At 71.7% G+C, this 14,366-nt stretch carries 14 protein-coding genes; 6 read left to right on the forward strand and 8 right to left on the reverse strand.

Going from position 1 to position 14,366, the window contains the following annotated elements; translation table 11 throughout:
- Positions 1-8: 8 nt before the first annotated feature.
- Positions 9-584 carry a TerD family protein gene (locus OG782_RS20730; protein WP_148019381.1) on the reverse strand — a complete coding sequence of 192 codons (576 nt, stop codon included), beginning with the start codon at positions 582-584 and terminating at the stop codon, positions 9-11.
- A 170-nt stretch (positions 585-754) separates the two neighbouring features.
- Here OG782_RS20730 and arfB point away from each other — a divergent pair, with 170 nt between their 5' ends.
- Positions 755-1,189, forward strand: a complete 435-nt coding sequence (arfB, locus tag OG782_RS20735) for an alternative ribosome rescue aminoacyl-tRNA hydrolase ArfB (RefSeq protein WP_136329760.1) — start codon at positions 755-757, stop codon at positions 1,187-1,189.
- A gap of 75 nt (positions 1,190-1,264) precedes the next feature.
- Here arfB and OG782_RS20740 read toward each other — a convergent pair whose 3' ends face one another.
- Positions 1,265-1,771: a flavin reductase family protein gene (locus tag OG782_RS20740; RefSeq protein WP_406453087.1), complete on the reverse strand. Its 507-nt coding sequence runs from the start codon at positions 1,769-1,771 to the stop codon at positions 1,265-1,267.
- Between the two features lie 357 nt (positions 1,772-2,128).
- Here OG782_RS20740 and cdgB point away from each other — a divergent pair, with 357 nt between their 5' ends.
- Together cdgB and OG782_RS20750 are read left to right on the forward strand one after the other, a co-directional pair.
- The gene (gene cdgB, locus OG782_RS20745; protein ID WP_406453089.1) at positions 2,129-3,778 is read left to right on the forward strand and encodes a diguanylate cyclase CdgB; all 1,650 of its coding nucleotides are present in this window, start codon (positions 2,129-2,131) and stop codon (positions 3,776-3,778) included.
- Between the two features lie 152 nt (positions 3,779-3,930).
- A complete protein-coding gene (locus OG782_RS20750) occupies positions 3,931-4,902 on the forward strand; it encodes a carbohydrate-binding protein (RefSeq protein WP_406453091.1) in 972 nt (323 codons plus the stop codon).
- Between the two features lie 81 nt (positions 4,903-4,983).
- On the opposite strand, the gene OG782_RS20755 is transcribed toward OG782_RS20750, so the two are convergent.
- The 5 genes from OG782_RS20755 to OG782_RS20775 form a co-directional block, all read right to left on the reverse strand.
- Positions 4,984-5,835, reverse strand: coding sequence for a ketose-bisphosphate aldolase (locus OG782_RS20755; RefSeq protein ID WP_406453093.1), 852 nt, complete (start codon positions 5,833-5,835; stop codon positions 4,984-4,986).
- Between the two features lie 54 nt (positions 5,836-5,889).
- Positions 5,890-6,831 (reverse strand): 1-phosphofructokinase family hexose kinase, encoded by a 942-nt coding sequence (locus OG782_RS20760; protein ID WP_406453095.1) that lies wholly within the window; start codon positions 6,829-6,831, stop codon positions 5,890-5,892.
- A 153-nt stretch (positions 6,832-6,984) separates the two neighbouring features.
- On the reverse strand, positions 6,985-8,139 hold the full coding sequence (gene nagA, locus OG782_RS20765) for an N-acetylglucosamine-6-phosphate deacetylase (protein WP_406453097.1): 1,155 nt from the start codon (positions 8,137-8,139) through the stop codon (positions 6,985-6,987).
- A complete protein-coding gene (locus tag OG782_RS20770) occupies positions 8,139-9,071 on the reverse strand; it encodes an ROK family protein (RefSeq protein WP_406453099.1) in 933 nt (310 codons plus the stop codon). Before OG782_RS20770 ends, nagA begins: the two co-directional genes overlap by 1 nt.
- A gap of 182 nt (positions 9,072-9,253) precedes the next feature.
- Positions 9,254-10,162, reverse strand: a complete 909-nt coding sequence (locus tag OG782_RS20775) for an SIS domain-containing protein (protein ID WP_406453101.1) — start codon at positions 10,160-10,162, stop codon at positions 9,254-9,256.
- 314 nt (positions 10,163-10,476) lie between these two features.
- On the opposite strand from OG782_RS20775, the gene OG782_RS20780 reads away from it, so the two are divergent.
- The 3 genes from OG782_RS20780 to otsB all read left to right on the forward strand — a co-directional run bounded on the left by OG782_RS20780 (position 10,477) and on the right by otsB (position 12,982).
- On the forward strand, positions 10,477-11,694 hold the full coding sequence (locus OG782_RS20780; protein WP_406459176.1) for an extracellular solute-binding protein: 1,218 nt from the start codon (positions 10,477-10,479) through the stop codon (positions 11,692-11,694).
- A gap of 32 nt (positions 11,695-11,726) precedes the next feature.
- A complete protein-coding gene (locus tag OG782_RS20785) occupies positions 11,727-11,987 on the forward strand; it encodes a DUF3263 domain-containing protein (RefSeq protein ID WP_406453103.1) in 261 nt (86 codons plus the stop codon).
- 137 nt (positions 11,988-12,124) lie between these two features.
- On the forward strand, positions 12,125-12,982 hold the full coding sequence (gene otsB, locus OG782_RS20790) for a trehalose-phosphatase (RefSeq protein WP_406453105.1): 858 nt from the start codon (positions 12,125-12,127) through the stop codon (positions 12,980-12,982).
- On the opposite strand, the gene OG782_RS20795 is transcribed toward otsB, so the two are convergent.
- The gene (locus tag OG782_RS20795) at positions 12,959-14,350 is read right to left on the reverse strand and encodes a trehalose-6-phosphate synthase (RefSeq protein WP_406453107.1); all 1,392 of its coding nucleotides are present in this window, start codon (positions 14,348-14,350) and stop codon (positions 12,959-12,961) included. The genes otsB and OG782_RS20795 overlap by 24 nt on opposite strands.
- Between the last annotated feature and the right edge of the window lie 16 nt (positions 14,351-14,366).

Raw genomic sequence — 14,366 nt, forward strand, 5'->3', positions numbered from 1 at the left:
ACGGAGCGTCAGAGGTTGACGCCGAAGTCCTGCGCGATGCCGCGCAGGCCGGAGGCGTAACCCTGGCCGACAGCGCGGAACTTCCACTCGGCGCCGTTGCGGTACAGCTCGCCGAAGACCATGGCGGTCTCGGTGGCGGCGTCCTCGCTCAGGTCGTAGCGCGCGATCTCGGCGCCGCCGGCCTGGTTGAGGATGCGGATGTAGGCGTTCCGCACCTGGCCGAAGTTCTGGCTGCGGGTCTCGGCGTCATAGATCGACACCGGGAAGACGATCTTGTCGATGTCGGCCGGCAGACCCGCCAGGTTGACGTTGATCTGCTCGTCGTCGCCCTCACCCTCACCCGTGACGTTGTCACCGGTGTGCACGATGGTCTGGTCCGGCGTCGCCTTGTTGTTGAAGAAGACGAAGTGCCCGTCGGAGAAGACCTTGCCCGCGGTGTTGACCGCGATCGCGGAGGCGTCGAGGTCGAAGTCGGTACCCGTGGTGGTGCGGACGTCCCAGCCGAGGCCGACCGTGACGGCGGTGAGGCCGGGGGCCTCCTTGGTGAGGGAGACGTTGCCGCCCTTGGACAGGCTTACTGCCATGGGAAGTCCCTTTCATCTGTCGGTGCGGGCTTCATGCCATCACGAAGCTACCGTCACAGTTCATAACGCAGACAGGGGGCCACGAGGTTCCTTCCGCCTTTACTTTCTTTACCGAACTGATGACGGGGTACGGCAAAAGGAGGTGACGAACGCCCTGCGGGCCGGGGAACATGGGTGTCATGTCCGGGCCCTATGTCATCCGCGGTGCGGTCTCCCTGCCGGAGGCCGAGCTCATGTGGCGTTTCTCGCGGTCCTCCGGGCCCGGCGGGCAGCACGTCAACACCAGCGACTCCCAGGTGGAGCTGCGCTTCGACCTCGCGGCCACTGAGTCGCTGCCCGAGGTCTGGAAGGAGCGCGCGCTCGAACGGCTGGCGAACCGGCTGGTCAACGGCGTGGTGTCGGTCCGGTCCTCGGAGCACCGCTCGCAGTGGCGCAACCGTGAGACGGCGGCCGTACGGCTCACCGCCCTGCTCGCCGAGGCCACGGCGCCGCCCCCCAAGGCGCGCGTGAAGCGCAAGATCCCGCGCGGTATCAACGAGCGCAGGCTGCGCGAGAAGAAGCAGCGCGGAGACACCAAACGCGGCCGCTCGGGCCGCGACTGGTAGTACGTCCGGCAGGCACGGGCGCGAGGCGTCCAGGCGCCCCCGGTGTCCCGCCGCTCCCCGGTGTCCTGGGGGCCGTCAGCCCAGCTGCCGGTAGCGGCCGCGGAAGTACGTCAGCGGTCCGCCCTCCACGCTCGGCAGCTGCGCGCTGAGCACGCGTCCGATCACCAGCGTGTGGTCTCCCGCCACGATCCGCTGCTCCGTACGGCACTCCAGCGTCGCGAGCGCGCCCCCGGCCAGCGGGGCCCCGGTGATCTCGCCCCGTACGTAGGGGATGTCCTCGAAGAGCAGCCGGTCGCTGATCCGGCCCTTCATCGCGAACCGTCCCGCGATGTGCCGCTGGCTCTCCGCCAGTACGGAGACGGCCCACAGCGGCTGTTCCGCCAGCAGATCGTCCATCCGTGAGTCGTTGCGCAGGCTCACCATGACCAGTGGCGGGTCCAGCGAGACCGACATGAAGGCGGTCGCGGTCATCCCGACGTCCTCACCGCGCCCGTGCTCGTCGAGCGGCGGCTCCTGCGCGGTGATCAGCACCACGCCGGCTGCCAGCCGGGCGAGGGCGCCACGGAACTCATCGTTGCTCACCCCCTCAGCATGGGGGACGGCTTCGGTACGCGGGGCGGGGGGCTTCGTCTGCAACACACCGGGAACGCTAGCCGCGTACGGTGTGCACCCGCATCGGACCAGGGGACCAGTCAGGTCCTAGGACCTCCAGGCCAGGAGTTCGCTCATTGCGTTCAACAAAAGGACGGACCGGTTCCGGGAGTCGCTCCTGACCCTTCACCACCTGTTGTGACTTGAGTCACAGAGAGCAATATTTGTTGACCCTGTGTACCGGGTGCACAGCTCAGTGTGATTCAGTGGCCGGGACACTGCAGTAAGTACGTCATGTACGTCGATATGAAATCTGGAGTGCTGTCGAGGTCTCGGGGAGTGCGAGCAATGGAGGCCGAGTCGGAGCCCTACGTCCGTCTTGCGACGATGCGGCAGCTGCACCAGGCCGTGGCCGATCTCAATACGGCACGGAGCCTGGCCGACACACTGCAGACCGTGGCCGACGGAATCGTCGCCGGTCTGGGTTACGAGCTGGCCTGCGTCAATCTCGTCCGTCCCGACGGCGATCTCGTCGTCGCCGCCTTCGCGGGCAACACCGCCGCCGAGACCCTGATCACCGGCCGGGTGGGTTCCCGCACCTCGTGGGAGCGCCGGCTGTCCATGGGCGAGATATGGGACGAGCTCCGCTTCATACCCCACACCGAGGGCTGGGTCCTCCTCGACGACGACGTCCCGCAGTGGCACACCGAGGGTCCCGAACCCCGTTTCGAGGACGAGTGGCACCCCGAGGACCGTCTCTACGCACCGATGTACGCCTCGGGCGGCGGTCTCGACCTCCTGGGCGTCATATCCGTCGACCGGCCCCGCAACGGACGCCGCCCCGGCGCCTGGGGCCGCGAGGCGCTCCAGATGTACGCGTCCCAGTCGGCCATCGCGATCAGCAACGCCAGGCTCCGGGCCAACATGCAGCGGGCCCTGGTCCGTCTGGAGCGCGAGCAGCAGGCGCTGCGGGCCAGTGAGGAATCCTTCCGCCAGGCCTTCGAGTACGCCCCCAGCGGCATGGCGATCGCGGAGATGGGCGGCGACCAGCACGGGCGGCTCCTGCGCACCAACGACGCGCTGTGCCGGCTGCTCGGCCGGCCCGCGTCGGTGCTGCGCCGCTACTCCTTCGCCGACCTCGTCCACCCCGAGGACATCGGCACCCTGCTCCGCACCTCCGCCGAGGGCGGCCGCGCCGAGCTGCGTCTCGGCCGCCGGGACGGCACGTACCTCTGGGTCTCGCTGCGCAACTCCGTCGTCGCCGACACCGCGGACGGGCCGCGCTTCCTGCTGACGCATGTCGAGGACATAGAGGAGCGCAAGCGCCACGAGCTGAACCTCGCGCACCGCGCCTCGCACGACGCGCTCACCGGGCTGCCCAACAGCGCGGAGTTGCGGTCCCGGCTCGGCGCCCGGCTGTGTGCGCGGCCGCACGCGGTGGCGTCCACGGACGTGGAGGCGCTGGACGCGGCGTACGGCGATGTGGACGACGCGCGGGCGCACCCCTTTCCGTCCGAGGGGCTGGGCGTCGGGCCGGGCGCCGGCCCGTTCGACCACCATGTGCATTCCGTCGCACCCGACACGACGGGCGACGACGGCTCGAAGGGGCTGGCGGTCCTCTTCTGCGACCTGGACGGCTTCAAGTCGATCAACGACCGCTTCGGGCACCACACGGGTGACGCGGTTCTCATCGAGGTCGCCCGCCGGCTCACCACCTGTGTCCGCGACGGGGACACCGTCGCCCGGCTCGGGGGTGACGAATTCGTCGTGCTCGCGGACGGGCTGGGGGCCGCGGACGCCGCGGACCTGGCCGTACGCCTGCGTAACGCCATCATTCCCCCCATTCGGGTCGATGGCCGGGCGGTCAGGGTCGGGGCGAGTTTCGGCATCGGCTGGGCCGCCTGCGGGATGACCGCCGAAGAGGTGCTGCGCTCCGCCGACCAGCGGATGTACGTCGAGAAGCGGTCCCGGTCGAAGGTTCACCGCAGGGCCGGCTGACGTTCGCCGGTGTGTCGTTCCCTTACCCCATGCCGGTTCCCGCCGCACCTCCGGCAACTCTTGGCGTCGGCCGTTCGGGGTAGGCTCGGCCGGTCGGCCACGGCTGGCGATATTCGGCGACGGCTGGCGACATGGTGAGGAGTGACCCAGGGATGGCCGGGAACAACGGCGCGAGCACACCCGAGGACGACGATCCGTTCGGCTACCTCTACGAGGACGGACAGGCGGCCGGCGCACAGCCGCCGGGACAGGGCGGCTACGGCTACCCGGGCCCCGCCGCGCAGCCGGGCGTGCCCCGGACCTCGTACAACCAGGTACGGACCGTCGGCGAGCGCCAGTACGGGCAGCAGGTGCCGCAGCAGCAGGCGTACGGGTACCCCCAGGCGCCCTACGGCCAGCCGAACGCTCAGTACGCGGCCCCGGAGACGTATCCCGGTGGTCCCGGCACCGCGCAGGTGCCGCACCAGGGCGGCCGCGGCAGTGCCGGCGGCCCCGGCAAGGGCGGTCCCAACACCAAGGGCCTGCTGATCGGCGCGCTCGCGGTGGTCGCCGTCGTGCTCATCGGCATCGGTGCCGCGCTGATGACGGACGACGGCGACAAGGGCAAGAAGAAGGACGAGACGGCGTCCTCCGCCGGCGCGGGCGGGCAGGTCGAGCAGTCGCCGACGCCGGAGCAGTCCAAGAGCTCCGAGGCCCCCGTCGAGCTCCCCAAGCAGGACGCGGCGTCGCTGAAGCTCGGCGGTACGGCCCGGCTCGACAACACCGTCAAGGGTGCCAAGAGCAACAACGGGCAGTACATCAACCTCAACGAGGTCGGCAGGTCCGCGACCTGGACCGTCGAGGTGCCCGACGCCGGCGAGTACACGCTGTACGTGACGTACGGGGTGCCGGGCAAGGACGCGAAGACGTCCCTCACGGTGAACGCCGAGGCCCCGCGGTCCGTCAACATGAAGAACTACGCCAACGCCGCCGAGGGCGATCTGGAGAAGGGGTGGACGAGGACCTACGCCTACGTCAACCTCACCAAGGGTGAGAACACCCTGACGATCTCCTGCAACGACGGCGACCAGTGCGATGCCAACCTGGACCAGCTGTCGCTGGAGGCGGGTCACAAGACCAGCTGATCCGCCCGGCCCGCGGCTGAGCATTCCGGCCCCCTCGCCTTCGGGCGAGGGGGCCGGTGCGTTGTCGTGGTGCGGGCGGATTCAGCCCATCAGGGCCAGGAAGCCGGCCACCGTCGCGGCCATCGACTCGCGGCCCGGGGCGATGTACTTGCGCGGGTCCACGCCGGTGGCGTTCTTGGCCAGGTAGGCGCGTACGGCCCCGGTGAACGCGGTGTTCAGCGCCGTGCCCACGTTGATCTTGACCATGCCGGAGGCCGCGACGGCCTGGCGGATCTCCTCGTCCGGGACGCCGCTGGAGCCGTGCAGCACCAGCGGGACGGGCACGGCGTCGCGCAGCCGGCCGATCAGCTCGTGGTCCAGGGCGGCGGTGCGCTCGGTCATGGCGTGCGAGGAGCCGACCGCGACGGCCAGGGCGTCGACGCCGGTGGCCAGGACGTAGGCGGCGGCCTCGGCCGGGTCGGTGCGGACGCCGGGGGCGTGGGCGTCGAGGGGGGCCTCCCCCTCCTTGCCGCCGACCTTGCCGAGCTCGGCCTCGATCCAGATGCCGCGCTCGTGGCCCCAGGCGACCGCTTCGGCGGTGGCCCGCACGTTCTCCTCGTAGCTCAGCTTGGAGGCGTCGAACATCACCGAGCCGAAGCCCTCGTCGTGCGCCTGGCGCAGCAGCTCCACGGACTCGACGTGGTCGAGGTGGAGGGCGAGCGGCGCGCTCGAGGTGCGGGCGACGGCGGCGGCGGCGGCCGCGATGGGCGCGAGACGGCCGCCGTGGAACTTCACGGCGTTCTCGGAGATCTGGAGGATGGCGGGGGCCCCGGCGCGCTCCGCACCGGTGGCGATCGCCTCCGCGTGCTCCAGCGTGATGACATTGAAGGCGGCGATCCCGCGTCCCCGGGCCTGTGCGGCGGAGACGAGTTCACCGGTGCTGACGAGCGGCATGCTGACCTCTGTTGTTTCCTCGGGCCCGTCGCGGGCCCGGTGGGGACGTGGCGCTCAGGCCGCGTCTGCGTGTTTCTCGATGGCGACGCGCGGCAGCAGCTCCTCGTACGCCGCACGGTCGAAGTCGCCGGCCGTGGGGGAGAGCACGGTCGCCGTCGACAGTGCCACCGCCCGTCGCAGCCGGTCCGGCCAGCTGAGGCCCTCGACGAGGCCGGACAGCAGTCCGGCCACCGAGGAGTCGCCGGCCCCGGTCGGATTGCCCTTCACGGGGGCGGGCGGGGACGCCTGCCAGCTGCCGTCGGGGGTGACCGCCAGCATGCCCTCGGGTCCCAGTGAGGCGATCACCCCGTGCGCCCCGCGGCGGCGGGCGTCATGGGTGGCGCGCAGGGGTTCGCGGGAGCCGGTGAGCTGGGCGAGCTCGTCGGCGTTCGGCTTGATCAGGTCGGGGCGGGCGGCGATGCCGCGGCGCAGCGGTTCGCCGCTGGTGTCCAGCAGGACGGGGACGCCGGCGGTGCGGGCGAGGCGGACCAGTTCGGCGTAGGCGCCGACGTGGATGCCGGGCGGCAGGCTGCCGCACAGGGCGACCGCGTCGGCGGCGGCGAGCAGCTTCCCGTACGAGCCGAGGAAGGCGGTCCACTCGTCGGCGCTGACGTGCGGTCCGGGTTCGTTGAACTGGGTGGTGTCTCCGGTGGCCCGGTCGACGACGGCCAGGGTGCGGCGGGTGTCGCCGGCCACCGGGACGAGCGCGTCGGTGACGGTCGCGGGGCCGGAGGGCAGGGCGGCGAGGAGTTCGCGCAGTACGGCTCCGGTGGCGCCTCCGGCGAAGCCGGTGACGACGCTCTCGTGGCCGAGGGCGGCGAGTACGCGGGCGACGTTGATGCCCTTGCCGCCGGGGCGCTCGGAGAGGTCGGTGACGCGGTGGCTGGAGTGCGGGACGAGCGCCGGTACGCCGTACGTCAGGTCGAGTGCCGTGTTCAGCGTGACCGTGAGGATCACTTCGGCCGCCCTCTCGATCCTTGTGGAGCGCGGATCCTTTGTCAGAACGCGCTTTCTCTGCCTGTTTCCCAGGCGATCATGCCAAAGAGAGGGCGGTCGGCCCAGACCTCGGGACCAACCGCCGTCTCTTCGTTACGTATGCGACAGGCCCGGTCAGGCGGTCCGCGGGTCGATGATCCACTCGCCCTTGCGCATGACGCCCTTGACCCTGAAGCCCTCGTCCAGCACGACGAGGTCGGCGTCCTTGCCGGGCTCCAGCGAGCCGACCCGGTCGTACACGCCGAGGAGCCGGGCCGGGTTGGCGGAGATGGACTGCACCACGTCGCCGACCGGAATCCGGTCGATGGTGACGGCCCGGTGGAAGGCGGTGTCCTGGGTGAGCGTGGAGCCGGCGATGGAGTTGCCCTCCACGAGCCGGGCCACCCCGTCCTTCACCTCGACGGCGAGCGGGCCCAGCTGGTACTGGCCGTCGCCGAAGCCGGCCGCGTCCATGGCGTCGGTGATGAGCGCGACACGGTGGGCGCCCGCGTGGTGGTAGGCCAGCTCCAGGGCGGCGGGGTGCAGATGCGTCCCGTCGTTGATCAGCTCGACCGTGATCCGCTCGTCCTCCAGGAGGGCGGCGATCGGGCCGGGCGCGCGGTGGCCCAGGGAGGGCATCGCGTTGAACAGGTGCGTAGCGACGGTGGCGCCCGCGTCGATCGCCTCGACGGTCTGCTCGTACGTGGCGTCGGTGTGGCCGATGGCCGCGATGACGCCGTGCTCGGCGAGCAGCCGTACGGATTCGATGCCGCCGGGCAGTTCGGTGGCGAGGGTGAACATCTTCGCGGTGCCGCGTGCGGCGTCCATCAGCTTGCGGACCTCGGCGGGGTCCGGGTGGCGCAGCAGGCCCTCGCTGTGGGCGCCCTTGCGGCACGGGGAGATGAAGGGGCCCTCGAAGTGGATTCCGGCCAGGTCGCCCTGTTCGACCAGTTCGGAGAGGATGCCCGCGCGCTCGGCGAGGAAGTCCATCTCACCGGTGACGGTGGAGGCGACCAGGGTGGTGGTGCCGTGCTCGCGGTGGGTACGGACGCCGGTCATCACCTCGTCCACGGTGCCGGAGGTGAAGGACGCGCCACCGCCGCCGTGGTTGTGCATGTCCACGAAGCCGGGAACGATCCAGTGGCCGGACAGGTCGACGGTCCGGGCGCCCTCCGCCGAACTGCCGGCGATGCGGGTGCCCTCGACGATCACCCGGCCGTTCTCGACGGTGCCGGTGGGGAGTACCACCCGGGCACCTGCGAGAACGGTGCTTTCTGCGCGTCCGGCCATCAGGCGGATACCTCCGTGGAGAGAAGATCCCAGGCGAGCAGCCCTGCGCCCAGGCATCCGGCGGTGTCCCCGAGGGCCGCCGGGACGATGTGGGGCAGCTTCTGGAACGAGACGCGTTCCTCGACGGCCGCACGGAGTGGTGTGAACAAGGTTTCCCCGGCCTCGGCGAGACCGCCACCGATGATGATCGTGCGGGGGTCCAGCAGGGTGAGCGCGGTGACCAGTCCGGCGGCGAGCGCGTCGACGGCGTCGAGCCACACCGCGACGGCCTTCGGGTCGCCCGATTCGACGGCCTTGGCGCAGTCGGCGGCATCCGCCTCCGGGTCGCCGGACGCGGCGGCCCAGGCGCGGCTGACGGCGGCGGCGGAGGCCAGGGTCTCCAGGCAGCCGCGCTGGCCGCAGGGGCAGTCCGGGCCGTCCGGCCGGATCACGATGTGGCCGATCTCGCCCGCGTAGCCGTGGGCGCCCGCCTCGATGGTGCCCGCGATGCCGATGGCGCCGGCGATGCCGGTGCCCAGCGGCACGAAGAAGAAGCGGTCGGCGCCCTTGCCCGCACCGATCCGGCCCTCGGCGAGGCCGCCGGTCCTGACGTCGTGGCCGAGGGCCACGGGTACGCCACCGAGCCGTTCGCCGAGCAGTCGGCGCATCGGCACGTCGCGCCAGCCCAGGTTCGCCGCGTATACGGCGATCCCCTTCTCGGCGTCGACGATGCCGGGCACGGCGACGCCGGCCGCGAGGGCGCTCTCGCCGAAGTGCTCCTCGCCGTACGCGCGCAGATCCGCCGCGAAGGTGAGGACCGACTCGACGACGGCCTCGGGGCCGCGCTCTCTGCCGGTTGCGCGCCGTGCCTCGTGGAGCAGGGCGCCGTCGGCCCCGACCAGTGCGGCCTTCATTCCGGTGCCGCCCACATCGAGGGCGATGACGTGTTTCACGGGGAACAGTTTCGCCCGACGAACCCCAAAAGGTCTAGTCCACTATCGCTGTTTGTTGCGCATCCATACAAAATCGGCGCCGTAACGGGCCGGCAACCCGCCGGCATCGGGACGCAACCGTCCGGCGGGGACCGCGCGGCGTTCGGCGGCCGTCGCCCCGGCTGCGCCCCGGAGGAGGCCCCTCAGCCCGGAAGGATCACGCTGCGCGACAGGTTGCGCGGGTGGTCGGGGTCGTAGCCCTTCGACTCGGCGAGGACCACCGCGAGCCGCTGCGCCCGGATCAGATCGGCCATCGGGTCCGCGGACCGGTGGGCGACCAGCGTCCCGCCGACGCCCGCGACCTCGCCCGCGAGCCCCTCGGGCAGGGCGCCGAAGACCCAGGCCACCCGGTTGGGCCCGGTGATCGCGATCGGGCCGTGGCGGTACTCCATCGCCGGGTACGACTCGGTCCAGGCGCCGGCCGCCTCGCGCATCTTCAGCCCGGCCTCCTGGGCCAGCCCGTAGGTCCAGCCGCGCCCCAGGAACGTCCACTGCTCGGCCGCGACGACCGCCTCGTCCAGCGGCTCGGTCACCGCGAGTTCCGCGTCGACGGCGGCCTCGGCGACCGTCTTCACGCCTGCGGGGAGGGGGCCCGCCGCCTCCAGGCCGGCTCGCAGAAAGGCCAGCGCGGTGGTGGCGAACCGGGTCTGGACGACCGACTCCTCGTCCGCCCAGTCCAGTACGGCCACCGCGTCGGCGGCGTCCATGACCGGGGTCTTCGGGTCGGCGGTCAGCGCGACCGTGGCCGTCCGGCCCCGCAGTTCGCCGAGCAGCGCCAGCACCTCGCTCGTCGTGCCGGAGCGGGTGATCGCCACCACCCGGTCGTACGCCCGCCCGGCGGGGAACTCCGAGGAGGCGTACGCGTCCGTCTCGCCCTGCCCGGCGGCCTCGCGCAGCGCCGCGTAGGCGATGGCCATGAACCAGGAGGTGCCGCACCCGGTGACGGCGACCCGCTCGCCCGGACGCGGCAGTCCGTCGAAGGCCGCGCCCGCCTGCGCGGCACGCCGCCAGCAGCTGGGCTGGGTGGCAATTTCAGATGCGGTACGGGACATGCTGGACGGCTCCTTGCGGCTGGGCTGTGCGGGGGAGTCTCGGCGACACCGTATGCGCCGGCCTAAAGGTCTGAACCAATAAGAGCCTTGCGCCGAGACCTACTTAGCAGTCGCCGCACGTCCCGTGCAATGCTGCTGCGTTGCGGAAGCGAGACCCCTTTGGTGTAGACCTTTTCGAACGGGGTGGGGCAGGATCGCAGCTCATCCGGAGGGCCCACGAGGACGTGGCGCCGCGGTTGGCGCAATCGACTAGGACGGACTGGGCTGTGCAGCGGCGATATCTGGGACTGACGGCGGCTGTCGCCGCACTGGGGATGACGGCGGCGCTGTCGGGCTGCGGCGGTGGGAGCGGCCCGGGCGACGTCGTCCTGAAGCTGGTCGCGGCCGACTACGGCACGAGCGACGCGAACAAGTCCGACACGTACTGGAACGGGGTCGCCCGCAACTTCGAGGCCTCCCACCCCGGCATCAGGGTCCAGGTGTCCGTCTATCCCTGGACGGACGTCGACCGCAAGGTCGCCGAGATGGTGAAGGCCGGCAACGCCCCCGACATCGCGCAGATCGGCGCGTACGCCGACTACGCCAAGGCCGGCAAGCTCTACACCGCCGACCAGATGCTCAGCATCCCCACCCAGGCGAACTTCCTGCCGGTGCTCGCGGACGCGGGCCGGTTCAGCCGCGTCCAGTACGGACTGCCCTTCGTGGCCAGCACCCGGCTGCTCTTCTACAACAAGAAGCTCTTCAGCCAGGCGGGCCTGAACGCCCCGCGGACCTGGGACGACATAGCCGCCGACGCCGCGGCGCTCAAGCAGCGCGGCGTGAAATACCCGCTGGCGCTGCCGCTGGGCGAGGAGGAGTCCCAGGCCGAGACCCTGATGTGGCTGCTCAGCGGCGGCGGTGGCTACACCGACGACTCCGGCGCGTACAACATCGATTCGCCCGAGAACGCCAAGACGTTCAACTGGCTGAAGTCGAGCCTGGTCGACAAGGGCCTCGTCGGTCCCGTCGCCCCCGGCAAGCTCAACCGGGCGAAGGCCTTCGCGGCGTTCACCAAGGGCGACGTCGGCATGCTCAACGGCCATCCCACGCTGATGGAGGAGGCCCAGAAGCAGGGCGTCGACGTCGGCATGGTGCCGTTGCCCGGCCCCGGGGGGCCCACCATCGGCTCGATGGGGGTGGCCGACTGGATCATGGGCTTCAAGCAGAACGGCCACCGCGTCGAGATGGGCAAGTTCTTCGACTTCATGTTCAGCGACAAGAACGTCATCGAATTCGCCGATACGTACGACATGCTGCCGGTCACCGACAGCGCCTCGGAAGTGATGGAGACCGACCCCGAGTTCAAGCCGCTGCGGAAGTTCCTCACCGCGCTGCCCAACGCGGAGCTCTATCCGTTCGGCAAGACGTCCTGGGCCCAGGCCAGCGAGTCGATCAAGGAGAACATCGGCGAGGCGGTCGAGCCCGGCGCGAACGCCGCGAGCGTGCTCGAGCGCATCGCGCAGGAGTCGTCGGCGGCGGAGAGCGCGGAGTAGCGGCTCGGCGGCCGCGCAATATATTGGCTGATATGACCGCCCTCCCCCCGAACGGCCCCGACGAGCCCGCCCCGCTGTCCGACCGTGACCGGGCGGTCCTCGCGGTCGAGCGGCAGTCGTGGGCCGGCCCCGGGGCCAAGGAGCGGGCGATCAGGGAACAGCTCGGCATCTCCCCGACCCGCTACTACCAACTGCTGAACGCCCTGCTGGACGACCGGCGGGCGCTGGAGGCGGACCCGGTGACGGTGAACCGCCTGCGCCGCGTGCGCGAGGCGCGGCGCGGCCGCCGGTGACACCAGGGCTCCGCAGCCGGGCGAAATCAAGCCCCTCCGGCGATTGAGGGGCGGGGTTCGGGCCAGCGCCCCGGCAGCCGCGCAGGCACCCCGGCCGCAGCCCCCCACACGTGGGCCACCGCCTATAGGCTCAAGGCATGGGCAGCCACCCGCACACCCCACCCCTGCCGGTCCCGACCACCTCCGCCGGCCGGGAGGGGCTCGCCGCGCTCCTCGCCCGGCCCGCCCGCGCCGTCATCGCACTCGACTTCGACGGAACGCTCGCCGACATCGTCCCGGACCCCGAACAGGCCCGCGCCCACCCCGGCGCCGTCGAGGCGCTGGCCGCACTCGCCCCCAAGGTCGCCTCGATCGCCGTGATCACCGGCCGCCCGGCCGGCGTCGCCGTCCGCCACGGCGGCTTCGCCGGGGTGGCGGGACTGGACCACCTCGTCGTCCTCGGCCACTACGGCGCCGAGCGATGGGACGCCGTCTCCGGCACCGTCCACGCACCCGCCCCGCACCCCGGCGTCGCCGCCGTGCGGGCCGAACTCCCGGGCGTGCTGGACCGGTTCGACTCCTGGCGCGGCACCTGGACGGAGGAGAAGGGGCAGGCGCTCGCCGTCCACACCCGCCGCGCCGCCGACCCGCAGGCCGCCTTCGACGCCCTGCGCGGCCCCCTCGGCGAGCTCGCCGCCCGCCACGGCCTGATCGTCGAACCGGGCCGCCTCGTACTGGAGCTGCGCCCGCCCGGCATGGACAAGGGAGTGGCGCTCACCGAGTACCTGCGCGAGACGCGCGCCGAGTCCGTGCTCTACGCGGGCGACGACCTGGGCGACCTCGCCGCCTACGCCGCCGTGGAGAAACTCCGCACCGAGGGACCCGACGGCACCCCCGGCCTGCTGATCTGCAGCGGCAGCGCGGAAGTGCCGGAACTGGCCGAGCGCGCCGACCTGCTGGTGCCGGGGCCGGGGGCCGTCGTGGAGTTCCTGTCAGCCCTCGCGCAGAGCCTCTAGCTGGTCCAGGAACCACTGCTGCGGCGGCAGCGCGGTGGCCGCCGCGGCCAGCCGCTTCGAGCGCTCCGCCCGTTCGCCGTCCGGTGTCGTCAACGCCTCGTGCAGGGCCTCGGCGGTGGCGGACACGTCGTACGGGTTCACCGTGATCGCGTCGGCGCCCAGCTCCTCGTACGCCCCCGCCTCCCGCGACAGCACCAGCACGCAGCCGTGGTCGGAGACGACCGGGACCTCCTTGGCGACCAGGTTCATCCCGTCCCGGATCGGGTTGACGAGCGCCACGTCGGCCAGCCGGTACGCGGCCAGCGAGCGGGCGAAGTCGTCCTTGACGTGGAGGACGACCGGGGTCCAGTCCGGCGTCCCGTACGCCGCGTTGATCGCGTCGGCGACGCGCTGCACCTCGGCGGTGTACTCCCGGTACACCGCCAGGTCCTGCCGCGAGGGGTAGGCGAACGCGACGTGCACGACGCGGCCGCGCCATTCGGGCCGGCCGTCGAGCAGGGCGCGGTAGGCGTGCAGACCGCGGACGATGTTCTTGGACAGTTCCGTACGGTCCACCCGCACGATCGTCTTCCGGCCGGGGCCCACCTGCTCCCGCAGCGCCGCCATCCGCTCGTCCACGTCCGCCTCGTGCGCGCGCCGGCGCAGGAAGTCCGCGTCGGCGCCGAGCCCGTGCACACCGATCCGGGTGTGGCCGGTGCCGCCCAGGATCTCCGTGCAGCAGCCGATGAACGCGTCCGCCCAGCGCCGGGTCAGGAATGCCGCCCGGTCGGCGCCCAGGATGCCGCGCAGCAGCTGTTCGGCGATGTCGTCGGGCAGGATCCGGAAGTAGTCGACGGGCGCCCACGGGGTGTGCGAGAAGTGGCCGATCCGCAGGTCGGGGCGGAGTTCGCGGAGCATGCCGGGCACCAGCGCCAGGTGGTAGTCCTGCACGAGGACCGCCGCACCCTCGCCCGCCTCCTCGGCGAGCGCCTCGGCGAAGGCCCGGTTGTACGTCTCGAAGGAGGCCCACTGCCGGCGGAACTCCGCGTCGAAGACGGGCTCGAAGGGGGTCTGGTAGAGCAGGTGGTGGACGAACCAGAGCACCGAGTTGGCGATGCCGTTGTACGCGTCGGCGTGCACGTCCGCGTCGATGTCGAGCATCCGGACTCCCGGCTCGCCGACCCCGCGCCGCACCGCCTCGCGGTCGCCGTCCCCGAGTGCGGCGCACACCCACATCTTGTCGTCGACGGCGCTCAGGCCGGAGACGAGTCCGCCGCCGCCCCGTTTCGCGTCGAGGGAACCGTCCTCGCGCAGGGCGTACGACACCGGGCCGCGGTTGGACGCGACGAGGACCTGGGCAGCGGGCTGGAGGGCGTGCTCGGAGACCATGGGCGGAACCTAGCCC

Source organism: Streptomyces sp. NBC_00876 (genome assembly GCF_045207435.1).
Lineage (GTDB): Bacteria > Actinomycetota > Actinomycetes > Streptomycetales > Streptomycetaceae > Streptomyces.

What these genes read in the sequence shown, in the direction of transcription:
- OG782_RS20730 (WP_148019381.1), bottom strand. Translation starts at nt 584, where the DNA reads ATGGCAGTAAGCCTGTCCAAGGGCGGCAACGTCTCCCTCACCAAGGAG.
- arfB (WP_136329760.1), top strand. Translation starts at nt 755, where the DNA reads ATGGGTGTCATGTCCGGGCCCTATGTCATCCGCGGTGCGGTCTCCCTG.
- cdgB (WP_406453089.1), top strand. Translation starts at nt 2,129, where the DNA reads ATGGAGGCCGAGTCGGAGCCCTACGTCCGTCTTGCGACGATGCGGCAG.
- OG782_RS20750 (WP_406453091.1), top strand. Translation starts at nt 3,931, where the DNA reads ATGGCCGGGAACAACGGCGCGAGCACACCCGAGGACGACGATCCGTTC.
- OG782_RS20755 (WP_406453093.1), bottom strand. Translation starts at nt 5,835, where the DNA reads ATGCCGCTCGTCAGCACCGGTGAACTCGTCTCCGCCGCACAGGCCCGG.
- nagA (WP_406453097.1), bottom strand. Translation starts at nt 8,139, where the DNA reads ATGGCCGGACGCGCAGAAAGCACCGTTCTCGCAGGTGCCCGGGTGGTA.
- OG782_RS20775 (WP_406453101.1), bottom strand. Translation starts at nt 10,162, where the DNA reads ATGTCCCGTACCGCATCTGAAATTGCCACCCAGCCCAGCTGCTGGCGG.
- OG782_RS20780 (WP_406459176.1), top strand. Translation starts at nt 10,477, where the DNA reads ATGACGGCGGCGCTGTCGGGCTGCGGCGGTGGGAGCGGCCCGGGCGAC.
- OG782_RS20785 (WP_406453103.1), top strand. Translation starts at nt 11,727, where the DNA reads ATGACCGCCCTCCCCCCGAACGGCCCCGACGAGCCCGCCCCGCTGTCC.
- otsB (WP_406453105.1), top strand. Translation starts at nt 12,125, where the DNA reads ATGGGCAGCCACCCGCACACCCCACCCCTGCCGGTCCCGACCACCTCC.
- OG782_RS20795 (WP_406453107.1), bottom strand. Translation starts at nt 14,350, where the DNA reads ATGGTCTCCGAGCACGCCCTCCAGCCCGCTGCCCAGGTCCTCGTCGCG.